Genomic DNA, 24,228 nt, shown 5'->3' with positions numbered 1-24,228 from the left:
GCCCCCAGTGTTCGGGAAACGAGAGGACGACGAATGTCCTCCTGCGGTATCGATCGGGAGGATGAATTCGCGGGCGATCTGGTGCTCGTCGTCAGTGAGTTGGTGACGAATGCCGTAACTCACGGTCGGGTGCCGGGTACTTCCGGCCGACGGGTCGGCATGTCCACCGAAAAGGACGGCAACATCTACCGCGTTGAAGTGCGGGACACCCAGCGCGATGCGATGCCTCTGCTGTGCGAAGCGCGAAATGGCCTGGACGGCGGGGGCAGAGGGCTCTTGCTCGTCGACTCCCTGGCGGACAAGTGGGGCGTGCGGCCGGAGGGTATCGGAAAAACCGTGTGGGCCGAGAAGGAATTCGGCACGGGGAACGTCGGCGAGTGAAGCAAAGGTGCCCCGCAGCGGCGTAGCGGGCCATTGCGGTGCGCTGTGTCAACAGCAGGCGAAGGAGCTGTCGACGTGAGGAACCCTGGGCGAGGCAGGCCGAGCGGCTGCGGCGGAGCGGTGGGAGCCTCCCGCTGCTGCCGGAGGAGGAGTGCCGGCAGCGGGGGTCAGGCGGGTGCCGGCCGCGTCCTGTCGAGCTGCCCGACGAGGGCAGTGGGAGACCGGGCACCCGGTGCGTACCTACGTGCTCGTCGCCCTCGGCGAGGTGTCGGGCCGTGGTGATCGTGCCGCTCGGGTACGGCACGCGGTGGAGGAGCGGGAGTTCCTCGCCTGGGCCACGCAGGTGCGGAGGTGCGTCAGCGGGTGCCGGGTCAGCCTGGGCGTGGAGTGCGCCGAGGCGGTCCCTTTGCGTGAGGCCGTACTCGAGGCGTGGGCAAGGGCGGCGCCTGGCCCGTGAGTGCCGAGGCGCCCGGCGATGGTCGCCGGGCGCCCTTCAGCGTCGTACGTGTCGTAGATGTCGTACGAGAGTGATCAGAGCTTCTCGATCACGTAGTCGACGCACTTGGTCAGGGCCTCGACGTCCGTCGGGTCGATCGCCGGGAACATCGCGACGCGGAGCTGGTTGCGGCCGAGCTTGCGGTAGGGCTCGGTGTCGACGATGCCGTTGGCGCGCAGGACCTTGGCGACGGCGGCGGCGTCGATCTCGTCGGCGAAGTCGATCGTGCCGATGACCTGCGAGCGCTTGGCCGGGTCCGAGACGAACGGGGTCGCGTACTTGGACTCCTCCGCCCAGGTGTACAGCCGGGTCGAGGAGTCCTTCGTACGGGCCGTGGACCAGCTCAGACCACCCTGGCCGTTGATCCACTCCAGCTGCTGGTTCAGCAGGAAGAGGGTCGCGAGGGCCGGGGTGTTGTACGTCTGGTTCTTGCGGGAGTTGTCGATCGCCGTGGGGAGGCTGAAGAACTCCGGGATGTGACGGCCGGAGGCGTGGATCCGCTCGGCGCGCTCGATCGCCGCCGGGGAGAAGACACCGATCCACAGGCCGCCGTCGGAGGCGAAGGACTTCTGCGGGGCGAAGTAGTAGACGTCGGTCTCGGCGATGTCGACGGGCAGGCCGCCCGCGCCGGACGTGGCGTCGACCAGGACGAGGGAGCCCTCGTCGGCGCCCTGGACGCGCGCCAGGGGGGCCGCGACGCCCGTCGAGGTCTCGTTGTGGGTGAAGGCGTAGACGTCGACGCCCGCCTCGGCGGCCGGCTCCGGGTGCGTGCCGGGGTCGGAGGAGACGACCGTCGGCTCGGCGAGCCAGGGGGCGAGCTTCGCGGCCTTGGCGAACTTCGAGCTGAACTCACCGAAGGTCAGGTGCTGGCTCTTGTTCTCGATCAGGCCGTGGGTCGCGATGTCCCAGAAGGCCGTGGAGCCGCCGTTGCCGAGGACGACCTCGTAGCCCTCGGGGAGGGAGAACAGCTCGCTGATGCCCGCGCGGACCTGGCCGACCAGGTTCTTCACCGGGGCCTGGCGGTGGGAGGTGCCGAGCAGGGAGGTACCGGTGGCGGCCAGCGCGTCCAGCGCCTCCGTCCGCACCTTGGAGGGGCCCGCGCCGAAACGTCCGTCGGCGGGCTTGATGTCAGAGGGGATCTGGATATCAGCCACGACCGCGAGCGTAGCGGCTCCGCGAAACATGGGCGAAACGGTCCGTCGGGTGAGACGGCGCGTTCGGCTGTTGGGCGGGGCGCCTGATGGCTCGGTGGTTCGGGTGTGTTGGCCGGTGCCGGTGCCGGTGCGGGTGCCGGTGTGGGTGCGGGTGAGTGGGGCTTCTCGCGCAGTTCCCCGCGCCCCTTGAGGGCCTACGGCCCTCGCGGGCCGAAAAGCACGGGCGCAGCCCCTGCTATTCAGGGGCGCGGGGAACTGCGCGACCAGCCCCCACCGGACCCGCACCCGGGGGCCGGTGTTCAAGCCCGGCGGGCCGGCCCCGGCGTGAACCTCACCGGCAGCTCCAGCCATCCCCGCAGCCAAGGAGACGTCCGCCGCGTCAGGGAGGTGGCCGGCACCGCGAGGTCCAGGTCCGGCAGCCGGTCCAGGAGGACCTCGATACCCGTTCGGGCGATGACCTCGGCGGTCTCCTGGGCCGGGAACGGGCAGCGGTGGTCACCGTGGCCGAAGGAGAAGTGGGCGTTGTTGCCGCCGGTGAGGGCGGACCCGTGCGTACGGACGCGAGGGTCGGAGTTGGCGCCCTGGAGACCGAGGACGACCAGGTCACCCGCACGGAGGACACGGCCGCCGAGGCGGGTGTCGCGGGTGGTCCAGCGGCCGGCGGCGTTCTGGATGGGGGCGTCCTCCCACAGCACCTCGTTCATGGCCTCGGCCACACTGCTGCGCCCGCCGAAGAGAGACGCCGCGAAACGGTCGTCCGTCAGCATCAGATGGAGGGAGTTGCCGATCCAGTCGGCCGTCGGCTGGTGGCCCACCGCCAGCATCACCATCACGTCGTGGGTCACCTCCTCGACCGTGACCTCGTACGCGCGCGCGTTCGCCAGGAGCCGGGAGACCACGTCGTCCCCGGGCCGCTGCCCGCGCTCCGCGACCAGCCGGGCCATCGCCGTCCGCAGATACCCCTCGGCCGCCATCGCCCGGTCCCGGCCGTCGAGGATGTCGTTCAGCGCCGCCACCAGTCCGGGAGCGTGCTCCTCCCGGAAGCCGAAGAGGAACGCCAGGACGCGCACGGGCAGCAGCGCCGCGAACTGCCCCACCAGGTCGGCCGCGCCCACCCCGCACACCACGTCGATCAACTCGTCGGCGAACCGCTCGACGTGACCGCGCAGTTCGAGCGGTTCGACCGCCTCCAGCGCCTCGTCGATCAGCGCGACACGCTGCCGGTGCCGCTCGCCGACCGTGCCGAGGACCGACGGCTGCTCCGGGCTGATCACGGGGAGCAGCGGCCAGTCGGCGGGGATGTTCGGCCACTGGTTCCACAGCCCGGAGTCCCGGCTGAACAGCTCCGGATCGCTCGTCACCTGGTGCAGCTCGCGGTAGCCGAGCACCAGCCACGCCGGTACGCCCCCGTCGAGGAGCACGGGCGCCACCTCGCCGTGCTCCCGCCGCAACTCCCCGTACAGGGCGGCGGGTTCGCCCCGGAAGCGCGTGTCGAAGAGGGGCACGGGCACGGCCGCGGGCAGGGGGACCGCGTGGCCGTCGCCGTTCTCAGAGGTTGCGAAGTCCAACTAACACCTGCTCCAGAATGTCCAGATCGATCAGCATGGCCCGGTCCGGATGCCGGGCACTGACCCGGCCCGCCGTGAGGAGGTCGGAGAGCAGGACCTTGGTGATGCTCACCGGCAGCCGCAGCTCGGCGGCGATCTCCACGACCGCCGTCGGCCGCTCAGTCAGCCGCAGGATCGCCACATGCTCCGACTGCATGCCCGGCATCGGCTGGCTCTCCGCGACCACCAGGGTCACCAGGTCGAACGGGGCTCCGGGCGCGGACCGGCTGCGCCCCCCGGTGAGCGTGTACAGCCGGTCGGGCAGATCGTCCCTGCCGGGCCGGCTCATGACGTACGGGGCGCCAGAGCCGTAGCCGTAGCCGCGGTCGTCGTCGAGGCGGCGGTCGTACCGGTCGCCGTGCGCGTCGGGTGGCGCGGCTTCGCGCTCAGGTGCTCGCCGAGTTGTTCGACCAGCTCGCTCATGTTGTGTCCGACGAGCCCGGCGTCCGCGTCCTCGTCCGTCACCACGGCCAGATGCGCGCCCTCGCCCGCCTCCACGATGAACAGGACCCCGCCGTAGAACTCCGCCATCGCCGACCGCACGCCCCCGCTGCCGTCGCCGAACTCCACGGACGCCCCGTGGGACAGCGACTGGATGCCGGCGGCGATCGCGGAGAGCTGGTCGGCCCGGTCGACGGAGAGCTCGGGCGTACGGCACAGCCTCAGGCCGTCCCGGGAGAGGACGAGCGCGTGCCGGGCGCCCGGAGTGCGTTCCAGCAACCCCTCCATGAGCCAGGTGAGCCTGTCGTCGGCGGTGATGCCGGTGCCGGTCATGGGGTGTGGTCGCCTTCCAGGTGGGGGTGCGTGCGCGGGTCCGGGGCGTGGGGCCGCTGTCCAGCCGGGTCGGGGCCCGGATCCACGTCCGGGTCCGGGCCCGTGGTGGCCGGAGAGGAGGGGCGGAAGGAGGCGGAAGCGATGCCGTCGTCCGGGCCGGGGCGGGTGCCCTGCACGGGTTCCCACGCCTGCTCCCGTACGGGTTCCCACGCCTGCTCGCGTACGGGATCGAGCTCCCACTGCGTCTCCCGTACGGGCTCGGGTCCGGGCGCCCACGGGAGCTCCGCGGCGGCCTCCGCCTCCCAGGCCGCCTGCTTCGCCGTGTCCGGCCGCCACGCCAGTCCCCGCGCGGGCTCGGGCTCCCACCCGGCCTCCGGCACGGGCGGCCCGGGCTCCCACGCGGCCTCCCGTACGGGCTCGGGTCCGGGCGCCCACGCCGATCCCGCCACGGCACCCCACTCGGACTCCCGCACCGGCTCCAACTCGGGCTGCCGCAGGGCCTCCGCGGGCGGAGCGGCGTCCCGTACGGGTTCCAGGGCGGCCTCCCGCACGGGGGCCTCGGCCGGGTTGGGGTGCCGGTCCACGGCCGCGGCCGTCTCCGGTGTCGACGGTGCTCCCGGCATCCCCGTGGAGCCCTCGTCCCCGGCGGCCGTCCCCTGGACGAACGCCTGGTCCAGCCCGCCCGTGCCACGCACCGCGCGGCGGAAGCTGCTGAAGCGGACGGCGCCCGTGCTGGCGTCCTCGGCGGGCCGGGAGGCACGCTCCGCACCGCCGGTGGCGTCGGCGGCGTCGGCGGCGTGTGCCCGGGTGCGGGCCTCCGCCTCGGCGAGGGACTGGCCGCGACGGCGCCGGGGGAGGGAGTCGAAGGCGGTGGGCGTCTCGTCGTCGGCGGCCGGAGTGCCGGGCTCGGAACCGTCGGAACCGCCCGGCTCGAAGCCGGTGGGGGGGCCGGTGGGGGAGCCGGTCCCGGAAACGGACCCGGAGACCGACTCGGAGTCGAACGCGGAGCCGCCCGTGCCGAACGCGGAGCCGCCTGCGCCGAAAGCAGGGCCGCCCGTGCCGAATTCGGAGCTGAACGACGAGGTGAAGGAGGAGTTGGCGGGGGCGTCGTAGGGAGAGGTGTAAGGCGAGGCGTAGGAGGCGCCGAACGCCGTGGAGGCGGGCGGGGCGTCGGGGGTGGCGTCGGGGGCGGGGGCAGGCGGTCCGGGCCGGTAACCGGACAGGGAGTCGATCAGGGCCTCGGCCACGGGATCGGCCACCGGGGCGGCGGGGACCTCCGTCGGGAACTCGTGGGTGGGCGTCGGCTCGGCGTCCAGGTCGTGCGGGGGGCGGACGGACCCGTAGGGCGACGACTGGGCGGGCGCGGACGCCGTGGGAGCGGTGGTCGTGGGAGCGGTGGTCGTGGGAACCGTGCTCGCCAGGACGTCCTGGGGGATGAGCATCAGGACGCCCGTACCGCCGCGCGCGGACGGGCGGAAGGAGACCCTCAGCCCGTGCTTGCGGGCGAGACGGCCGACGACGGCGAGGCCGAGGCGGGTGCCGGAGAGGCTCGTGAGGTCGGCCGCCTCGCCCGACACGGCGCGTTCGGCGCGCCGGAGCTGGACATCGCTCATCACGAGCCCGGAGTCCTCGACGGAGATGATCGCGCCGGCCGGGACCTCCTCGACGTACACATGGACCTCGGCCGTCGGCGGCGAGAAGTTGGCCGCGTTGTCGAGGAGTTCGGCGAGCGCGTGCATGACGCCCTCGGCGGCGTGACCGGCGACGGCGGCCTCGCTGGAGGAGTGCAGCCGGATCCGGCGGTAGGCGCCGATACGGCCCATCGCGCCCCGCAGGATCGACTCCATGGGGATCGGGCGCGCCCAGCGGCGGCCCGAGCGCGCGCCCGCGAGAACGGCGACGGAGTCGGCGAGACGGCCCGCCTGGGCGGTGCGGTGGTCGAGGTGGAGGAGGTCGGCGAGGACGTCCTCGTCGGCGTGACGTTCCTCCATGGCGCGCAAGTCGGCGAGGGTGGCGGTGGCGAGGGCCTGCATACGGCCGGCCACGTTCGCGGTGACGGCGAGGAGGACGGTGCGGTCGGTCTCGGCGCGCTGGGCACGTTCGGTGAACAGGGCCCGCTCCTGGGCGGTCTCCTCCGCCGTCCGGTCCCGTTCGCCGGACAGCCGTTCGCGTTCGCGCTCGGACTCCGCGGTCAGCCGCGCCCGTTCCCGTGCGTACTCGGCGGCGATCCGCGCCCGTTCCTGGACGAACTCCTCGGTCAGCCGACCCCGCTCCCGCGCGAACTCCTCGGCCGTCCGGACCTGCTCCTGGAGCAGCAGACCGGTGTCCCGGGAGACGGCGTTCAGGCGGTGGCGCAGCAGTCTCGCCGACACGCGCGCGTGCGCGGCGACCGCGACGGCGAGCGTCAGCAGCAGCGCGGCCACGCCCGCGCCGCCCGCGAGGAGCACCCGTACGGACTGCGGTGCCACCGCGACCGCGGCTCCGGTGGCGGTCGCGGTGAGCACGGCGGTCACCAGGGGAAAGGGAAGGACTGAGCGCAGGGCGGGGCGTTCGCCTGGTGAGCGTGGGGGGCTGGGCGCGGTCATCGGCTGGTGTCCTCGGTCGGTTCTGAACTCGGTAACTCAGTCGGTTCCTGGAGGCGGTAACTCGGTCGGTCCCTGAACGAGAAGCGACGTCTGGTGCTCAATTGGCCGTCACTATATGGGAGTTCGTGACGGTGGTTGGCCGGTTTCCGGTTAGCTCTCCGGAATCCGGCCAACCTGCCCGGTGGGCGGCGCGCCGCCTGGCCACCGGCCACTCCGTCACCTCACGGTCACTGTCAGTGGTCGGGTGCATCCTGGGACGCATGACGGAACTCGGGGGTACGACGGGCCGGGGGGACACGAGCGCGCGGGACGCGGCAGGTGGTGCGGTAGGTGACGCGGACACGGCGAAGCTGCGGGGCGCGCTGTCGGACGCGCTGCGGGCGGCGGGCGTGCGCGGCGAGGCCGCCTTCGACGTGACCGCCCGCGCGCTGACGACGATGGACGCCTCCAACTACCGGCGCGTGCCGCTGGGCGTGGTCGCGCCCCGGGACGCGGACGACGTGGCGGCCGTCCTGTCCGTGTGCCGGGAACACGGCGTCCCGGTCGTGGCACGCGGAGGCGGCACGTCGATCGCCGGGCAGGCCACCGGCACGGGCGTCGTCCTGGACTTCACCCGCCACATGAACCGGCTCGTCTCCCTCGACCCCGAGGCGCGTACGGCGGTCGTCCAGCCCGGCCTCGTCCTGGACCGCCTCCAGGAGGCCGCCGCCCCGCACCACCTGCGCTTCGGCCCCGACCCGTCCACCCACAGCCGCTGCACCCTCGGCGGCATGATCGGCAACAACTCCTGCGGCTCGCACTCGGTCGCCTGGGGCACGACGGCCGACAGCGTGCGCGAACTGTCCGTGCTCGACGGGAGAGGCCACGCGCTGCGGCCCGGGCAGGGCTGGTCCGGGGCGCCGGACGGCCTCCGCCCCCTGGTGGAGCGGGAGTTGGCCCGCCTGCGCACCGGCTTCCCCGACCTCCCCCGCCGCATCTCGGGGTACGCCCTCGACGCCCTCCTCCCGGAGAACGGCGCGGATGTGGCCCGCTCCTTCTGCGGCTCCGAGGGCACGCTCGGGGTGCTCACGGAAGCGGTCGTCCGCCTCGTCGAGGCCCCAAGCGCGCGTGCCCTCGCCGTCCTGGCGTACGCCGACGAGAGCGCGGCGGCCGAGGCGGCCCCTGGTCTGCTGCCGCACGGCCCGCTCACGGTGGAGGGCATGGCCGCGGACCTCGTGCCGCCCGGCGCGGTCGGCCTCCCGGCGGGCGGGGCCTGGCTGTTCGTGGAGACGGGCGGCGACACGGCCGCCGAGGCACGGGCGCACGCCGGCGCGCTCGTCCGCGCGGCGGAGGCCGACGGCGCGCTCGTGGATTCCCTCGTGGTGACGGACGCCGCCGGCCAGCGCGCGCTGTGGCGCATCCGGGAGGACGCGAGCGGTACGGCGACCCGGATGCCGGACGGCAGCGAGGCCTGGCCCGGCTGGGAGGACTGCGCGGTACCGCCCGCCCGACTCGGCGCGTACCTCCGCGACTTCCGGGGTCTGCTGCGCGCCCACGACCTGCGCGGCACGCCCTACGGCCACTTCGGCGACGGCTGCATCCACGTCCGCATCGACTTCGACCTGCTGACACCGACGGGCATCGCCCGCTTCCGCCGCTTCTCCGAGGAACTGGCCGAACTGGTCACCTCGCACGGCGGCTCCCTCTCCGGCGAACACGGCGACGGCCAGGCCCGCGCCGAACTCCTGCCGACGATGTACGGCACCGCGATGGTCCGGCTGTTCGAGCAGGTCAAGGGCGTCTGGGACCCGGACGACCTCCTGAACCCCGGCATGCTCGTCCGCCCCGCGCCGCTGGACTCGAACCTGCGCTTCGCGGTCCTCCCGCGTACGCCCGTGCCGGTGGAGTTCGCGTACCCGGACGACGGCGGGGACTTCTCGGCGGCGGTTCGGCGCTGCGTGGGCGTCGCGAAGTGCCGTACGACCGAGGTGAGTCCGGCGTCCGGAGCCGTCATGTGCCCCTCCTTCCGTGCCACGGGCGAGGAGGAGCACTCCACCCGGGGCCGGGCCCGCCTCCTGCACGAGATGCTGGCCGGCGAGGTGGTCACCGACGGCTGGCGCTCGACCGAGGTGCGGGACGCCCTCGACCTCTGCCTGTCCTGCAAGGGCTGCCGCTCCGACTGCCCGGTCGGCGTCGACATGGCCACGTACAAGGCGGAGTTCCTCCACCACCACTACACCGGCCGCCGCCGCCCGGCCGCCCACTACGCGATGGGGTGGCTGCCGCTGTGGCTCCGCCTGGTCGCCCGTACGCGCACGGCAGGACTCGTCAACTTCCTCGCCGGTGTGCGCCCTTTGGCGGGGGTGGCGAAACGGTTGGGCGGGATCGCGGGGGAGCGGGAGCTGCCTCGGCTGGCGAGGGTGCCGTTCACGCGGTGGTACGAGGGGATGCTCAGGGAGCGGGCGAAGCGGGAGGAGGCGGCGGCCGTGGCTGAGGTGAAAGCGGTGGCCGAGGCGGAGGAGGGGGCGGGCATCGACGGGGACTCCGAGCGCGTCGGCGATGTCGAGGGCGTGGGTGATTCCGAGGGGGAGGGCGCTCTCGCGGACCTCGGCGAGGACGGGGACGGCGGGGACGGCGGGGACGGCGGGGACGACAGGGACGACGAGGATGACAGGGACGACGAGGACGACGAGGGCGACGACGACGGCGGCGAGGGCGACGACGGCGGCGATGATGAGACGTACGAGGCGCCCACGACCGTGCTCCTGTGGACGGACACCTTCACGGAGTACCTCTCGCCGTCCGTGGGACAGGCGGCGCTACGGGTGCTGGAGGCGGCCGGGCTGCACGTGATCGTGCCGCCGACGCTGTGGATGAAGCGGAAGCCGGCCTGGGCGCGGAGGGCCGAGGCGGGCGAGGAGGTCGCCCTCACCCAGCTGAGGCTGACCCGGGCCCTGTTCGCGATGCGGCAGGGCCGGGTCTGCTGCGGTCTGACGTACATCTCGACGGGCCAGCTCGACCGGGCCCGCGCGGTGCTGCGCCGCACGCTCGACATCCTCGACGTGTTCCTGAACCCCGTCCCGCAGCGGCCGCCGGCCGAGGACCCGGACCTCGCCCCACCTCCCCTCCCCGTCGTCGTCCTCGAACCGAGCTGCGCGGCGACGCTCCGCACCGACCTCCCCGAACTCCTTCCCGACGACCCGAGGGCCCACCGACTCGCCGCCTCTGTCATCACCTTCGCCGAAGCACTCGAACGCCACGCCCCGCACTGGACCCCGCCCGCCGTCGACCGCCCGGTCGTCGGCCAGACCCACTGCCACCAGCACGCGGTACTGGGCGACGCCCCCGACCGCCGCCTCCGCGCCGCCGCCGGACTCACCGGCGACCTCAGCGGTGGCTGCTGCGGCCTCGCCGGCAACTTCGGCTTCGAGAAGGGCCACTACGACGTCTCCGCCGCCTGCGCGGAGGACCAACTCCTCCCGGCCGTACGGCAGGCGGCCGACGACGCGCTCGTCCTGGCGGACGGCTTCTCCTGCCGGACCCAGCTGGAGCAGCTGGCGGGGAGGCGGGGGGCGCACCTGGCCGAGGTGCTGGCGGAGGGACTGGAGCGGGCCGAGGGGGTGGTGAGGGAGGAGCCGTCTGACGAGCCCTCCCGGTGACCGCTTCGAAGAAGGTCCGGAAACGGGCGCTTCGGTGCTGGTTTTGCGGAACGGGCGTCGCCTGCTCAGTGGTCCGCCCCGAGCCCCGCCGCCCGGCCCTCCTCGTCCCACCGGATCTCCAGGACCCGCACGACGGCGTCACGGTCGAGGGGCCCGAACACATGGGGGAACAGCACGTCCGCCCCGACTCCCGGAGGCGGAGCGGGAGCGGCCGCCTCGAACTCCACCCTGGCCTGCAGCCGCTCCTCGTCGATGACCAGCACGTGCAACGGCCTCGGCGCGTCCCGGTAGAAGGCGTTGACGACGGCCAGAGTCGTCGCCTCATCCGGAGAACAGTGGACGAAACCGTCCTCCGGGAGCGACGCGGGGGCGTACGGCCGCTCGGGTCGGGCGTTCCAGGCATCAAGGGATACGACGTGGTAGATCACAGGCTGTTTATACAGCCTGCTCGTACAGCAGCGCCCGACGGCCGCGACGGCGGGCGCCCGGCCACCGACCTTGATCGATTCAGGGCCGCCGCCTCATGCTCTGACCGGGAACCTTCGCCGGGTCGGTGGACCAGGATGAGATACCTGAGCCGTTCGGTAATGTGTTCGTCCGGGAGGGCCCGAACGGCTGCTGCCAGGTGGCAACGGCAGCAACAGCCGGAGACACGTCCCATGACCACGGACGTCGGCACGGCCTCCGGCCCCTGATCCCACAGGACGGACCACGAGACGGACGGGGGAGCACAGATGACGACCGCTCACGGCTTATCCGGGGTTGGGAGCAGCCCACCGCCAGAGAGCGACACGGTCATCGACGTACGGGATCTGCGGATGCGCTACCGCAGCCAGGACGTGTTGAAGGGTGTCGGCTTCACGGCCCGGCGCGGCGAAGTCGTCCTGCTGCTCGGCCCGAACGGCGCGGGCAAGACGACCACGATCGAGGTCCTGGAAGGCTTCCGGATGCGCTCGGCCGGTGACGTGACCGTCCTCGGCGCTGATCCGGCTGGCGGGGACGAGCGGTGGCGTGCGCGCCTGGGCATCGTGTTGCAGTCCTGGCGTGACCACGGCAAGTGGCGGGTGCGGGAACTGCTCAACCACCTTGGCTCGTACTACGCGCCGTACTCCACGGCCCTCGTACGGCGGCCGTGGGACGTTGACGAGCTCCTCGCCGCCGTGGGGCTGACCGAGCAGGCGGACAAGCGGGTCGGAACTCTGTCCGGCGGGCAGCGCAGGCGTTTCGACGTGGCCGTCGGCATCGTAGGCAGGCCTGAGGTGTTGTTTCTGGACGAGCCGACGGCGGGTCTGGACCCGGAGGCGAGGAACGAGTTCCACGGCCTGGTACGCGGGCTGGCGGACGAGAACACCACTGTTCTGCTGACCACGCACGACCTTGCCGAGGCGGAGAGGCTCGCCGACCGGATCCTGATTCTGGCCGGCGGCCGGATCGTGGCCGATGGGTCGGCCGAGGAGCTGTCGCGGCAGGCATCGGCCGAGGCCACTGTGCGCTGGACGCGGGACGGGCGGCCCTTCGAGGAGGCGACGGCCGAGCCCACCCGGTTCGTCCGTCGGCTGTTCGAGGAGCACGGCGAGACGATCGGCGGGCTGGAGGTGCGCCGGGCGAGCCTGGAGGACACCTACTTGACGATGGTGCGGGAGATCGAGGCGGGGAACGCTCCCGCTGAGCGGGCGGTGCACGCTTTCGGGGAGGGATCGCGATGAGTCCGCTGTGGTACGCGGCGGGAGTGGGAGTGCGGCGCGGCTGGACCGAACTCCGGCAGACCCTCACCACCGGCCAGGACGTGTTCGGCTACGTACTCTGGACGGTCATGCTCCTCGTGCCTCTGTTCCTGCTCAAGGACGACCCGCTGAAGGGCGCCGGCATCTCGACCGGCGCGTTCATGCTGCCGAGCATGATGGGCATGACGCTCGCGTTCACCGGCATGATGACCACGGCACAGCTGCTCGCGACCGAACGCGAGGACGGCACCCTGCTGCGGGCCAAGGCCGTGCCGCACGGCATGGTCGGCCACTTGGTCGGCAAGATCATCATGGTGTCGGGCACGGCTCTACTCTCCATGGCCCTTCCCTTCGCCGTCGGCATGTTCCTGGTGGACGGGGTGGCCCGGCAGGGCGGCGGAGCGCTGCTGACGCTGGTGTGGGTGATGCCGCTGGGTCTCCTGGCGACCCTGCCGATCGGCGCCGTCATCGGCTCACTGGTCAGCAGTCCGCGCACCGTCGGCTTGCTGATGCTCCCGGTGATGGGACTCATCGTGATCTCCGGGATCTACTTCCCCCTGTCCGAGCTGCCCCAGTGGCTGCAGACCGTCGGGCAGATCTTCCCCGTGTACTGGCTCGGCCTCGGTCTCCGCTCGGCGCTGCTGCCGGCCGATGCGGTCGCCGCCGAGATCGGCGAGTCCTGGCGGCACCTGGAGACAGCGGGCGTGCTGGGCGCCTGGGCAGTCGCCGGGCTGCTCCTCGCACCATCCGTCCTGCGCAGGATGGCCCGCCGCGAGTCCGGGGCCGCGATGGCGGAACGGCACCGGAAGGCGATGCAGCGGGTCGGTTAGTGATGTGCCGGGGATGCCAACCCGGCTCCTGGTCAGGCCGCGTTGGGCAGAGGGCGTCCGCCCCAGCGGACGCCCTTCTCGCTGCGGATGCGGGCGCGTTCCTTGCGCTGGGCGGCGAGCACGTCGGGGTGGCGGGCGTTCGCGTTGCGCCAGCGCAGGTAGCGGTGCGAGGCCCGGGTCTGCGCCGTGTGGTCCGGATCGTTGGAGTTGGTCAGGGTGAACTGCCGCAGCGGGCCGAAGTGCGCCTCGATGGGTTGGCCCAGGAGGCGTAGGTCGGGGTGAAGCTCGGCTCGACCTTGTTCTTCTTCGCCCAGCGGCGGATGTCCGCGCCGGTGTGGGCGAAACAGGGGCCCCGCCGTTCGAGGGCGGCAGGAACGGGCCCGCCGTCCTCACCCCTCCTGTCCTCAGTTGAGCCGCCGCAACCGCCGACCACGACTCTCGGCGACCCGGAGTGCGTCGCCGAGGGCCTCGGCCAACCGCTCGGCCAGAAAACGGAGTTCGCCGCGAGGGGTGTCCGGGAGCAGGTTCTGGGCGTGGGCGAGGAGTTCCGTGCCCATGCCGAGCTGGATGGATTCGGTGCTGTCGGCGAGACGGGAGATCGGTCCGCCTTGGTCGTCGGTGATGAGGTAACAGGGCTTGCCTTCGAGGCCGGCCCAGGGCAGCAGGCGTACGTCTGCTCTCGGTTCGAACGCCTCGGCTTCGGGCTCTGCTTCTGCTTCCATCACGCGACCTCCGTTTCGCGGATCCAGTACGGGCCAGGCACGTCGAATCCCATGGCCGCCATGACCACTTCTCGGTGTCGCTGCCATTGCTCGTGGGCGGCGACGTACGGGCGCACGGCGATGGTGGCGGCGCCGTCGATGGGGGTGTCGAGGCCGTATGGGCTGCGGTGGGCGGGGAGCGAGGCGTCCAGCGCAGGGGGTGGGGCGGTCGGTGCGAGACGTTGGCTGAGGGCGGAGGCTCGATGCCTGCCGCGCGGCCTGGGGAACAAGCCCACCCAGGTGAGAAGGCGACCGATAAGGTCGGACATGTCATTGGCTCCGTTCACAGTTCGCTGATGACCGCGCCCCCGGACGGCTCCACCCGTCGCGGGGGTTTTCTGCACTGCCTTCGCGGTCTACCGCAGTCTACTGCGGTCGCGCGGTCTACCGCAGAGTTTTAGCGTCCACCGCATGAGTACCGAGCTCGACCGCACCCGACCCGTCTGGCGGCAGGTCGCCGCAGCCATAGGGGCCCGTATCGTCAGTGGCGAGTACCCGGTGGGCGCCCGCGTGCCGTCCGTCGTCGAACTGGCCGCCGAGTTCGGCATCGCGACCTCGACGGCGCAGAAGGCGCTGGCCCACCTGAAGGCGGAGGGCTTGATCCGAGCCGAGGTCGGTCTCGGGTCTTTCGTCGCCGAGCGGTCGGAGGGGTCCCCGGAGCAGCGGGAGGCATAGTCCCGGACTGAGTGCGGCAGGGTTCGCAGAGAAGTCGGTCGTCCGGGAGGCTCCGTGAGCGCGAACAGCTGGGTCAGCACCTCGATGCCGTATCTGACGCCGCGGGAGAAGGGGCAGGGCGATGCCTGGGGCGCGGACGCGGCGGCCCAGGGGCGCCGGGGCACCCAGCGGATTCTGTACGCCGGTGAGGTGGCGGCGCCCGCCGAGGTTGCGGGGCTGTTCGGGCTGGCCGAGGGTGAGCCGGTCGTCGTACGCCGCCGCCTGATCCTCCTCGACGACCAGCCGAACGAACTGACCGACACCTACTATCCGGTCGGCATCGCCCGCGGCACCCGTCTCGCCGGAACCGCCAAGATTCCCGGCGGTGCGGTCACGTTGCTCGCCCAACTGGGCCATGTCGCCAGCCTCGTTCGCGAGGACGTGACAGCCGACCTCCCGGACGACGAGGAGCGGGAGACCCTCCGGACCGCGCCGGGAGAACCGGTGCTCCGGCTGACCAGGGTCACCCTCGACCGCGACGACCGCCCGATCCAGGTCGACCGCATGGTGATGCCGGCGAGGCGCCAGCGACTGCGCTACGAGATCGCGATCGACAACGGAGTCGGATGACGATGCCCAAGGCCGAACCCGACGCCTCCGACCGCCGCTCCTTCCATGAGCGCATCGCGGCCGACCTGCGCGACGACATCATGAGCGGCGAACTCCCGCCCGGATCCAAGCTGCCCTCCACCACCCACCTCAAGACCCGCTTCGACGCCTCGAACGCCACCGTGCAGAAGGCACTCCAACTCCTCAAGGGCGAGGGCCTGGTGGTGGGGCGGGCCGGAGCCGCGGTCACCGTCCGGGAACACCGCCAGCGCACGATGCGGCCCGCCGCATTCATGGCACCTGCGGTGCCCGGGGAGCCCTACCGCTGGCTCACCGAAGCGGCCAAGCACGGCACGAGTGCCCGCAGTGACTTGCTGGATGTGGTCGAGTGCCGTCCGCCCGCCGACATCCGTGCGGCCCTCGGTCTACCTGAGGGCGGCTTGGCGCTGCTCCGCTGCCAGCTGCTCCTCATCGACGACGAGCCCGCTGAACTTGTGCGGTCGTACTACCCGTTGGACATCGTCCGAGATACGGCGATGATGGATCGTCGCAAGATCAGGGGCGGCACTCCCACCCTTCTCGCGGACCTGGGTTATCCACCCCGGCGCAGTGTGGACCGCGTCTCCGCGAGGATTCCCACCCAGGACCAGTACCAGGCGCTGAACCTTCCCGGCAGCCTGCCAGTGCTGCGTACCCTTCGCGTCGTCTACAGCGACGATGAACGTCCCATCGAGGCGACGGTCATGGTGAAGGCGGGCCATCTCTACGAGTTGGAGTACGAGTTCACGCCTGAGTGACCTGTACGACCCATGGGCCACGGACCCCAGGCTCACCGCTGTGGCGGTCCGGTGGGTGAAGTGTGAAGGGCTTTGGTCGGCGTTGCCTACTGGCCAGTCGTGTTTTAGGCATGGGATCAAGAACTTCAGATCTCAAGTAATACATAAGTGAAAGGGATGGCCTCCGCCTCATGACACCCCCCACCCCGAGGCCCAGGAACCTGCTGCGCGGCGCGCTCGCCGTCATCGCCGCCGGGCTCGCCGCCGTGGTTCCGCTGGCGGGAACGGCTGCCGCGACTCCGTTGACCGGCAAGGCCCAGCGGACCGTCACCACCGCCGACGGCGACACCTTCCGGCTGCGGCTGAAAGCCGGCCCCGTCGTCCTGCCCGCCACCGGCGGCACCGTCAACGTCAAGGGCGCCGGATACAACCGCGCGCAGGGCATCTTCCTCGCCTTCTGCGTGATCCCGGACGGAGTCAGGGTCGGCGACCCCTCGACGTACACCACACTCCCCGGCCCCTGTCTGCCCGGCCGTGACGCGCAGGACGGGTCGTCGCGCCGGATCACCGACACGGGGACGGGGACGCCGGGCATCACCCTCCCGTACGAGAAGGGCGGCAGGTTCCGTACGACGCTGAACCTCCGGCCCGAGATCGCGGACGGCAAGGTGTGCGGCGAGACCGTACGCTGCGCCATCGTCACCCGCGCCGACTTCACGGCGACGAACGAGCGGCTGTACGACCAGTACATCCCGGTCCACTTCGTGCCGGGCGGCGTGGTGAGCTGACGCGATCACGGGCAGGGGCCCGGGGCGAGGTCCGGACTGTCCTCGCCCCGGTCGCTCCGGTCGCCCCGGTCGCCCCGATTACCCCGGAACCTCCATCTTCCCCCGCCCCGCCTGCGTCCGCACCGCCCCCATGCTCGCCCCGATGACCAGCGCGATCGCGAGGGCTTCGAGGGCGGAGAGGGCCTGGTCGAGGATCAGGAAGCCGGCGGTGGCGGCGATCGCGGGCTCCAGGCTCATGAGGACCGCGAAGGTGGAGGCGGGCAGGCGGCGCAGGGCGAGGAGTTCGAGGGTGTAGGGGAGGACGGAGGACAGTACGGCGACGGCGGCGCCCAGGGCGATCGTCGTCGGGTCGACGAGCCGCGCCCCCGATTCGACGATCCCCAGCGGCAGGAACAGCACCGCAGCGACGGCCATGGCCAGCGCCAGCCCGTCGGCCTGCGGGAACCGCCTCCCCGTGCGCGCGCTGAAGACGATGTACAGGGCCCACATCAGCCCGGCGGCGAGGGCGAAGGCGACGCCGAGCGGGTCGAGGTCGGCGAAGCCTCCGCCTCCTCCGAGGAGGAACACGCCGCAGAGCGCCAGCCCGGCCCAGACCACGTTCACCGCTCGGCGGGACGCGAGGACGGAGAGCGCCAGTGGGCCGAGCACTTCCAGGGTCACGGCGAGGCCGAGGGGGATGCGGGCGAGGGCCTGGTAGAAGAGGCCGTTCATCGCGGCCATCGTGACACCGAAGACGATCACCGTGCCCCAGTCGGTGCGCGAGTGCCCGCGCAGCCGGGGGCGGCACACCACCAGCATCACCAGCGCGGCCACCGCGAGCCGCAGCGTCACCACCCCGAGCGCCCCGGTCCGCGGCATCAGTGTCACCGCCAACGCCCCGCCGAACTGCACGGATATCCCACCGGCCAGCACCAGCCCCACCGGCCCGAGGGAACCCGGACGACGGGGGGCGCGGGAGCCGCCGGAGGTGAGGCCGGTCGATGGCGCCGTCGCGGCGGCGGGCGCGGACTGGTCAGCGCTGGGGAGTGTCACGGGGGCCGTCCAGGAAGAGCGGGGAGCGGGGAGCGGGGAGAGGGAGGGGGTGGTGGCGTGCTTCGTTCAGTATGAGGGACTGGATAGTTCAAAGCAATGGACTAAGTCAGGTCCGTAATCAATTTTGGAGCTTACGCTGGCGTCGCCGAGGTCTTGGTGGATGGCCCCGGAGGTCGCCCTCGTTTCGCCGCCAAAAAAATCCAAGCACGCTTGCTTGTTTATGATTCCGCTGCCATGCTCCCCCCATGGCCGACCCCACGCCCGTCATCGACGATCTCCGTGCCGAGAGCGAGGCACTCGACCTGCTCGTGGCCGAGCTGAGCCCGGAACGGTGGGCGCTTGCGACGCCCGCCCCCGGCTGGACCGTCGCCCACCAGATCGCCCATCTCGCCTGGACCGACCACTCCTCGGTGCTGGCGGTGACCGACCAGGACGCCTTCGCCCGTGAGGTCGAGAGCGCGCTGACCTCGCCCGGGGACTTCGTGGACAGCGGCGCGGAGGAGGGGGCCGGGAAGCCGCCCGCGCGACTGCTCGCGGACTGGCGGGCCGGGCGCGAGGCCCTGGAGGGTGCCCTGCGCGCGGCACCCGAGGGCGCGCGGTTCCCCTGGTACGGCCCGCCCATGTCCACCGCCTCCATGGCCACCGCCCGCCTCATGGAGACCTGGGCCCACGGACTGGACGTCGCCGACGCCCTGGGCGTCCCCCGGATCGCCCCCGGCGACCGGCTCCGGCACATCACCCGACTCGGTATCCGCACCCGTGACTTCGCCTTCGGCGTGCACGGACTCACCCCGCCCTTCGAGGAGTTCCGCGTCGAACTCACCAGCCCCGCCGGCGAGTTGTGGACCTATGGCCCCGAGGACGCGACCGACCGCGTCAGCGGCCCCGCCCTCGACTTCTGCCTCCTGGTCACCCAGCGCGCCCACCGCGCCGACCTCGCCCTCCACGCCGAGGGTTCCGACGCCGACCGCTGGCTGGACATCGCCCAGGCCTTCGCCGGCCCACCCGGGCCGGGACGCGCACCCGAGGGAGCCGAAGCGGTCGAGGGAGCCGACAAGGCTGGGGGATCCGACAAGGCTGCGGGAGCCGACAAGGCTGCGGGAGCGAAGCGGGCCTCCCGATGACGGCGGCCCCCCTCCGCATAGGCAACGCCTCCGGCTTCTACGGCGACCGCTTCGACGCGATGCGCGAGATGCTCACCGGCGGCGAACTCGACGTCCTCACCGGCGACTACCTCGCCGAGCTGACCATGCTCATCCTCGGTCGCGACCGCCTGAAGAACCCCACCGACCGCACCGCCGGGTACGCGCGCACGTTCCTCCGCCAGCTGGAGGAGTGCCTCGGCCTCGCTCACGAGCGCGGCGTGCGGATCGTCGCCAACGCGGGCGGCCTCAACCCCGCCGGACTCGCCGACGCCGTAAGGGAGTTGGCGGACCGGCTTGGTATCCCCGTCCGCGTCGCCCATGTCGAGGGCGACGACCTCACCGCGCTCCACCCCGGCAGCCTCGCCGCCCACGCCTACCTCGGCGGCTTCGGGATCGCGGCCTGTCTGCGGGAGGGCGCCGACATCGTGGTCACCGGCCGGGTGACGGACGCGGCCCTGGTCACCGGGCCCGCTGCCGCCCACTTCGGCTGGGGCCCGGGGGAGTACGACCGCCTCGCGGGCGCCGTCGTCGCCGGGCACGTGCTGGAGTGCGGGGCCCAGGCCACCGGCGGCAACTACGCCTTCTTCCACGAGGTCCACGGGGCGCACGGGGCCCACGACCTCCACGGGGCCCGTGCGCCGGGCCCGGCCGGCCTCCGGCACCCCGGCTTCCCCCTCGCCGAACTCCACGCCGACGGAACGGCCGTCATCACCAAGCACCCCGGCACCGGCGGCCTCGTCGACGTCGGCACGGTCACCGCCCAGCTCCTCTACGAGACGGGCGGCGCCCGGTACGCGGGCCCCGACGTCACCGCCCGCCTCGACACGATCAGGCTCACCCAGGACGGCCCCGACCGCGTCCGCGTCGAGGGCGTCCGCGGCGAGGCCCCGCCCCCCACCCTCAAGGTCGGGCTCAACCGCCTCGGCGGGTTCCGCAACGAGGTCACCTTCGTCCTGACCGGCCTGGAGATCGAGCGCAAGGCCGCCCTCGTCCGCGACCAGCTGGAGACCGCCCTCGCCGCCGCCAAGTACCGCCCGGAGCACGTGGACTGGGAGCTGGTGCGGACCGACCACCCCGACGCCCGCACCGAGGAGACCGCCAGCGCCCTCCTCCGGGTCGTCGTCCGTGACCCCGACCAGAACGCCGTCGGCCGCACCCTCGGCGCAGCCGCCGTGGAGCTGGCCCTCGCGAGCTACCCCGGCTTCCACGTCCTGGCCCCACCGGGAAAGGGCGCGCCCTACGGGGTGTTCGAGGCGGCCTACGTCGACCGGGGCACCGTCCCGCACACGGCGGTCCTCCACGACGGCCGCCGGCTCCCCGTGCCCCCGGCCGACGACACCCTCGTACCGCGACCGGTCGACGAGCCGCCCCTCCCGGAGCCGCTGCCCCCCGGACCGCTGCGGCGCGCGCCCCTCGGCCTCGTCGCCGGAGCCCGCAGCGGCGACAAGGGAGGCGACGCCAACATCGGCCTCTGGGCCCGTACGGACGACGCCTGGCGGTGGCTGGCACACACCCTCACCACCGACCGCCTGCGCGAACTCCTCCCGGAGACAGCCGACCTGACCGTCGTCCGGCACGTCCTGCCCAACCTCCGCGCCCTCAACTTCGAGATCGTCGGCATCCTCGGCGAGGGCGTCGCCTCGCAAGCCCGCTTCGACCCCCAGGCCAAGGCCCTCGGCGAATGGCTGCGCTCCCGTCACCTGGACATACCGGAGAGCCTCCTTTGACTGTCCTCAGCTCCGCCCTCGACCCGGGCGCCCCCGACCACACCGCGAACCGCGAGGCCATGCTCGCCCGGCTCGCCGAAGTCGACGCCGAGCACGCGAAGGCCCTCGCGGGCGGCGGCGAGAAGTACATCGCCCGGCACCGGAAGCGTGGAAAGCTGCTCGCCCGCGAGCGCATCGAACTGCTGCTGGACCCCGACACGCCCTTCCTCGAACTGTCCCCGCTCGCCGCCTGGGGCAGCGAGTACACGGTCGGGGCCTCCCTTGTCACCGGCATCGGGACCGTCGAGGGCGTCGAGTGCCTGATCACCGCGAACGACCCGACCGTACGCGGCGGCGCGAGCAACCCGTGGAGCCTGAAGAAGGCCCTGCGGGCGAACGACATCGCGCTCGCCAACCGCCTGCCCTGCATCAGCCTGGTGGAGTCCGGCGGCGCGGACCTGCCGTCCCAGAAGGAGATCTTCATCCCCGGGGGCGCGATCTTCCGCGACCTCACCCGGCTCTCCGCCGCCGGCATCCCCACCATCGCCGTCGTCTTCGGCAACTCCACCGCCGGCGGGGCCTACATCCCCGGGATGTCCGACCACGTGATCATGGTCAAGGAGCGGGCGAAGGTGTTCCTCGGCGGGCCGCCGCTCGTGAAGATGGCCACCGGCGAGGAGAGCGACGACGAGTCGCTGGGCGGCGCCGAGATGCACGCGCGCGTGTCGGGCCTCGCGGACCACTTCGCCGTCGACGAGCAGGACGCCCTCCGCCAGGCCCGCCGTGTCGTCGCCCGCCTCAACCACCGCAAGGCGTACGCCGATCCGGCCCCGGCCGCGCCCCCGAAGTACGACCCGGAGGAACTGCTGGGGATCGTCCCCGGCGATCTGAAGGTGCCCTTCGACCCCCGCGAGGTGATCGCCCGGATCGTCGACGCCTCCGACTTCGACGAGTTCAAGCCCCTCTACGGCACCAGCCTCGCCACCGGCTGGGCGAGCCTCCACGGCTACCCGGTCGGCATCCTCGCCAACGCCCAAGGGGTCCTCTTCAGCGAGGAGTCGCAGAAGGCGGCCCAGTTCATCCAGCTCGCCAACCAGCGCGACATCCCCCTCCTCTTCCTCCACAACACCACCGGCTACATGGTCGGCAGGGAGTACGAGCAGGGCGGCATCATCAAACACGGCGCGATGATGATCAACGCGGTCGGCAATTCGAAGGTCCCCCATCTCTCCGTCCTGATGGGCGCCTCCTACGGCGCCGGTCACTACGGCATGTGCGGCCGGGCCTACGACCCCCGCTTCCTCTTCGCCTGGCCCAGCGCCAAGTCGGCGGTGATGGGCCCGCAGCAGCTGGCGGGCGTGCTCTCGATCGTCGCCCGCCAGTCGGCGGCGGCGAAGGGGCAGCCGTACGACGAGGACGCGGACGCCGCGCTGCGCGCGATGGTGGAGCAGCAGATCGAGTCCGAGTCCCTGCCGATGTTCCTGTCGGGGCGGCTCTACGACGACGGGGTCATCGACCCCCGCGACACCCGCACCGTCCTCGGCCTGTGCCTGTCCGCGATCCACACGGCGCCCTACGAGGGCGCACGCGGTGGCTTCGGCGTCTTCCGGATGTAAGGAACGTGAGGAACCACCATTGACACCAGTGACATCAGTGATCACTTCTGTTCTCGTCGCCAACCGGGGCGAGATCGCCTGCCGGATCTTCCGCACCTGCCGTGAGCTGGGAATCCAGACGGTCGCCGTGCACTCCGACGCCGACGAGCACGCCCTTCACTCACGCGTGGCCGACAGGGCCGTACGGCTGCCGGGCGCGGCCCCCGCGGACACCTACCTGCGCGGCGACCTGATCGTGAAGGCCGCCCTCGCGGCCGACGCCGACGCGGTCCACCCCGGCTACGGATTCCTCTCCGAGAACGCCGACTTCGCCCGCCAGGTCCTCGACGCGGGCCTGGTGTGGATCGGACCGCCGCCCGAAGCCGTCGAGGCGATGGCGTCCAAGACACGCGCCAAGGAACTGATGGGCGTCGAACCCCTCACCGAGGTCACCGAGAACGACCTGCCGGTCCTGGTGAAGGCGGCGGCCGGCGGCGGCGGACGAGGCATGCGCGTCGTACGCCGGCTCGACGATCTGGACGCCGCCCTGGAGAGCGCCCGCGCCGAGGCCGCGAGCGCCTTCGGTGACGGCGAGATCTTCGTCGAGCCGTACGTGGAGAACGGCCGGCACGTCGAGGTCCAGATCCTCGCCGACACCCACGGCACGATCTGGCCCCTCGGCACCCGCGACTGCTCCCTCCAACGCCGCCACCAGAAGGTCGTCGAGGAGGCCCCGGCCCCCGCCCTCTCCGCAGAACTCAACGACGAACTCCACACGCTGGCCGTCCGCGCCGCCCGAGCCGTCTCCTACGTCGGCGCGGGCACGGTGGAGTTCCTCGTCGCCGACGGCAAGGCCCACTTCCTGGAGATGAACACCCGCCTCCAGGTCGAACACCCGGTGACCGAGGCCGTCTTCGGCCTCGACCTCGTCGCCGAACAGATCCGCGTCGCCGAGGGCCACGCCCTCCCGGCCGATCCCCCGCGCGCGCGTGGCCACGCGGTCGAGGCCCGCCTGTACGCCGAGGACCCGGCGCGGCACTGGACCCCGCAGACCGGCACGCTGCACCGCCTCGCCCTCCCCGAGGACGTCTCTCGGGGGGTCCGCCTGGACACCGGCTACGCCGACGGCGACGACATCGGCGTCCACTACGACCCCATGCTCGCCAAGGTCATCGCCCACGCCCCCACCCGGGCGGAGGCGATCCGCCGCCTGGCCGCCGCCCTGGACCGGGCCACCCTCCACGGCCCGACCACCAACCGCGACCTCCTGGTCCGCTCCCTGCGCCACGAGGAGTTCACGACGGCCCGCATGGACACGGGCTTCTACGACCGCCACCTCGCCGACCTGACCAGCCCCACTCCGGACCCGTACGCCCCCTTGGCCGCCGCCCTCGCCGACGCCGCCACCGAAGGCGACCCGCGCTTCGGCGGCTGGCGCAACGTGCCCTCACAGCCACGGACCAGGCGCTACGCGAGGGCGGCCGAGGAACACGAGGCGACGTACCGCCACACCCGCACCGGCCCGGAGGCCGACGGAGTGACGGTCGTCCACGCCGACGCCCACCTCGTCGTCCTCGAAGTGGACGGCGTACGACGGAAGTTCGAGGTGGCACGCCACGGCCCCCACCGCTACGTCAACACCACCCACCTCACCGCCCTCCCCCGCTTCCCCGACCCCACCACCCAACAGACCCCGGGCTCTCTGCTGGCCCCCATGCCGGGCACGGTCGTCCGCGTGGCGGAGGGCCTGAAGCCGGGCGCAGCCGTACAGGCCGGCCAACCCCTCCTCTGGCTGGAGGCGATGAAGATGGAACACAAGATCACGGCCCCGACGACGGGCACGCTGACCGCCCTGCACGCGACGGTCGGCCAACAGGTCGAGATGGGCGCCCTTTTGGCCGTAGTGCAAGCCGAACTCCGCTAGGGGCGCGGGCCGTATCGATATGCGGCTCCGCCGCGCGGGCACGACCAGC

General features: G+C 72.3%; 22 protein-coding genes and 1 pseudogene. 13 read left to right on the top strand and 10 right to left on the bottom strand.

Features of this window, described 5'->3' with window-relative positions:
* Positions 1 to 33 precede the first annotated feature (33 nt).
* Positions 34 to 381 carry an ATP-binding protein gene (locus OG202_RS22395; protein ID WP_326581938.1) on the top strand — a complete coding sequence of 116 codons (348 nt, stop codon included), beginning with the start codon at positions 34 to 36 and terminating at the stop codon, positions 379 to 381.
* 232 nt (positions 382 to 613) lie between these two features.
* The gene (locus OG202_RS22390) at positions 614 to 838 is read left to right on the top strand and encodes a hypothetical protein (protein WP_328223418.1); all 225 of its coding nucleotides are present in this window, start codon (positions 614 to 616) and stop codon (positions 836 to 838) included.
* 74 nt (positions 839 to 912) lie between these two features.
* On the opposite strand, the gene serC is transcribed toward OG202_RS22390, so the two are convergent.
* The 5 genes from serC to OG202_RS22365 form a co-directional block, all read right to left on the bottom strand.
* Entirely contained in the window at positions 913 to 2,031 is a 1,119-nt protein-coding gene (serC, locus tag OG202_RS22385) for a phosphoserine transaminase (protein ID WP_326581939.1), read from the bottom strand.
* Positions 2,032 to 2,330: 299 nt separating this feature from the next.
* Positions 2,331 to 3,599: a cytochrome P450 gene (locus tag OG202_RS22380; RefSeq protein ID WP_442811240.1), complete on the bottom strand. Its 1,269-nt coding sequence runs from the start codon at positions 3,597 to 3,599 to the stop codon at positions 2,331 to 2,333.
* Complete coding sequence (locus OG202_RS22375) at positions 3,580 to 3,927, bottom strand: DUF742 domain-containing protein (RefSeq protein ID WP_326581940.1); 348 nt, start codon at positions 3,925 to 3,927, stop codon at positions 3,580 to 3,582. The genes OG202_RS22380 and OG202_RS22375 overlap by 20 nt, the downstream gene beginning before the upstream one ends.
* The gene (locus OG202_RS22370) at positions 3,924 to 4,412 is read right to left on the bottom strand and encodes a roadblock/LC7 domain-containing protein (RefSeq protein WP_326581941.1); all 489 of its coding nucleotides are present in this window, start codon (positions 4,410 to 4,412) and stop codon (positions 3,924 to 3,926) included. The genes OG202_RS22375 and OG202_RS22370 overlap by 4 nt, the downstream gene beginning before the upstream one ends.
* Complete coding sequence (locus OG202_RS22365; protein WP_328223417.1) at positions 4,409 to 6,997, bottom strand: ATP-binding protein; 2,589 nt, start codon at positions 6,995 to 6,997, stop codon at positions 4,409 to 4,411. The genes OG202_RS22370 and OG202_RS22365 overlap by 4 nt, the downstream gene beginning before the upstream one ends.
* A gap of 260 nt (positions 6,998 to 7,257) precedes the next feature.
* Between OG202_RS22365 and OG202_RS22360 the strand changes: the two genes are divergently transcribed.
* Positions 7,258 to 10,635, top strand: coding sequence for an FAD-binding and (Fe-S)-binding domain-containing protein (locus OG202_RS22360; RefSeq protein ID WP_328223416.1), 3,378 nt, complete (start codon positions 7,258 to 7,260; stop codon positions 10,633 to 10,635).
* 65 nt (positions 10,636 to 10,700) lie between these two features.
* Here the strand turns inward: OG202_RS22360 and OG202_RS22355 are convergent, their stop codons facing one another.
* Entirely contained in the window at positions 10,701 to 11,063 is a 363-nt protein-coding gene (locus OG202_RS22355) for a DUF952 domain-containing protein (RefSeq protein WP_327729072.1), read from the bottom strand.
* A 306-nt stretch (positions 11,064 to 11,369) separates the two neighbouring features.
* On the opposite strand from OG202_RS22355, the gene OG202_RS22350 reads away from it, so the two are divergent.
* Positions 11,370 to 12,341, top strand: coding sequence for an ABC transporter ATP-binding protein (locus tag OG202_RS22350; RefSeq protein ID WP_327729073.1), 972 nt, complete (start codon positions 11,370 to 11,372; stop codon positions 12,339 to 12,341).
* Positions 12,338 to 13,189 carry an ABC transporter permease gene (locus tag OG202_RS22345; RefSeq protein WP_327729074.1) on the top strand — a complete coding sequence of 284 codons (852 nt, stop codon included), beginning with the start codon at positions 12,338 to 12,340 and terminating at the stop codon, positions 13,187 to 13,189. The genes OG202_RS22350 and OG202_RS22345 overlap by 4 nt, the downstream gene beginning before the upstream one ends.
* 32 nt (positions 13,190 to 13,221) lie before the next feature.
* Here OG202_RS22345 and OG202_RS22340 read toward each other — a convergent pair.
* The 3 genes and pseudogenes from OG202_RS22340 to OG202_RS22330 all read right to left on the bottom strand — a co-directional run.
* A pseudogene (locus tag OG202_RS22340) lies at positions 13,222 to 13,529 on the bottom strand (IS630 family transposase); the annotation flags it as partial.
* A 64-nt stretch (positions 13,530 to 13,593) separates the two neighbouring features.
* Entirely contained in the window at positions 13,594 to 13,911 is a 318-nt protein-coding gene (locus OG202_RS22335) for a hypothetical protein (RefSeq protein WP_328223415.1), read from the bottom strand.
* Positions 13,911 to 14,219, bottom strand: a complete 309-nt coding sequence (locus tag OG202_RS22330; RefSeq protein WP_327729075.1) for a hypothetical protein — start codon at positions 14,217 to 14,219, stop codon at positions 13,911 to 13,913. Before OG202_RS22330 ends, OG202_RS22335 begins: the two co-directional genes overlap by 1 nt.
* A gap of 142 nt (positions 14,220 to 14,361) precedes the next feature.
* Between OG202_RS22330 and OG202_RS22325 the strand changes: the two genes are divergently transcribed.
* The 4 genes from OG202_RS22325 to OG202_RS22310 all read left to right on the top strand — a co-directional run bounded on the left by OG202_RS22325 (position 14,362) and on the right by OG202_RS22310 (position 16,777).
* The gene (locus OG202_RS22325) at positions 14,362 to 14,625 is read left to right on the top strand and encodes a GntR family transcriptional regulator (protein WP_326581948.1); all 264 of its coding nucleotides are present in this window, start codon (positions 14,362 to 14,364) and stop codon (positions 14,623 to 14,625) included.
* A 54-nt stretch (positions 14,626 to 14,679) separates the two neighbouring features.
* Positions 14,680 to 15,234, top strand: coding sequence for a GntR family transcriptional regulator (locus tag OG202_RS22320; RefSeq protein WP_328223414.1), 555 nt, complete (start codon positions 14,680 to 14,682; stop codon positions 15,232 to 15,234).
* Positions 15,231 to 16,010, top strand: coding sequence for a GntR family transcriptional regulator (locus OG202_RS22315; RefSeq protein ID WP_328223413.1), 780 nt, complete (start codon positions 15,231 to 15,233; stop codon positions 16,008 to 16,010). The genes OG202_RS22320 and OG202_RS22315 overlap by 4 nt, the downstream gene beginning before the upstream one ends.
* Positions 16,011 to 16,180: 170 nt before the next feature.
* Positions 16,181 to 16,777, top strand: a complete 597-nt coding sequence (locus tag OG202_RS22310; RefSeq protein WP_327729078.1) for a hypothetical protein — start codon at positions 16,181 to 16,183, stop codon at positions 16,775 to 16,777.
* A gap of 78 nt (positions 16,778 to 16,855) precedes the next feature.
* Here OG202_RS22310 and OG202_RS22305 read toward each other — a convergent pair whose 3' ends face one another.
* Positions 16,856 to 17,809 carry an EamA family transporter gene (locus tag OG202_RS22305; protein WP_328223412.1) on the bottom strand — a complete coding sequence of 318 codons (954 nt, stop codon included), beginning with the start codon at positions 17,807 to 17,809 and terminating at the stop codon, positions 16,856 to 16,858.
* A 245-nt stretch (positions 17,810 to 18,054) separates the two neighbouring features.
* On the opposite strand from OG202_RS22305, the gene OG202_RS22300 reads away from it, so the two are divergent.
* The 4 genes from OG202_RS22300 to OG202_RS22285 are packed head-to-tail and all read left to right on the top strand — an operon-like array spanning position 18,055 to position 24,179.
* A complete protein-coding gene (locus tag OG202_RS22300) occupies positions 18,055 to 18,933 on the top strand; it encodes a TIGR03084 family metal-binding protein (protein ID WP_328223411.1) in 879 nt (292 codons plus the stop codon).
* Positions 18,930 to 20,681, top strand: coding sequence for an acyclic terpene utilization AtuA family protein (locus tag OG202_RS22295; RefSeq protein WP_328223410.1), 1,752 nt, complete (start codon positions 18,930 to 18,932; stop codon positions 20,679 to 20,681). The genes OG202_RS22300 and OG202_RS22295 overlap by 4 nt, the downstream gene beginning before the upstream one ends.
* The gene (locus OG202_RS22290; protein WP_327729082.1) at positions 20,678 to 22,276 is read left to right on the top strand and encodes an acyl-CoA carboxylase subunit beta; all 1,599 of its coding nucleotides are present in this window, start codon (positions 20,678 to 20,680) and stop codon (positions 22,274 to 22,276) included. The genes OG202_RS22295 and OG202_RS22290 overlap by 4 nt, the downstream gene beginning before the upstream one ends.
* A gap of 37 nt (positions 22,277 to 22,313) precedes the next feature.
* A complete protein-coding gene (locus OG202_RS22285; RefSeq protein WP_328224710.1) occupies positions 22,314 to 24,179 on the top strand; it encodes an acetyl/propionyl/methylcrotonyl-CoA carboxylase subunit alpha in 1,866 nt (621 codons plus the stop codon).
* The last annotated feature ends 49 nt before the right edge of the window (positions 24,180 to 24,228 follow it).

It is taken from the genome of Streptomyces sp. NBC_00310 (genome assembly GCF_036208085.1).
In the GTDB taxonomy this organism is placed as follows: Bacteria; Actinomycetota; Actinomycetes; order Streptomycetales; family Streptomycetaceae; genus Streptomyces.
The sequence above is the reverse complement of the archived record's forward strand: the minus strand, read 5'-3'. Positions and strand labels throughout refer to the sequence as shown.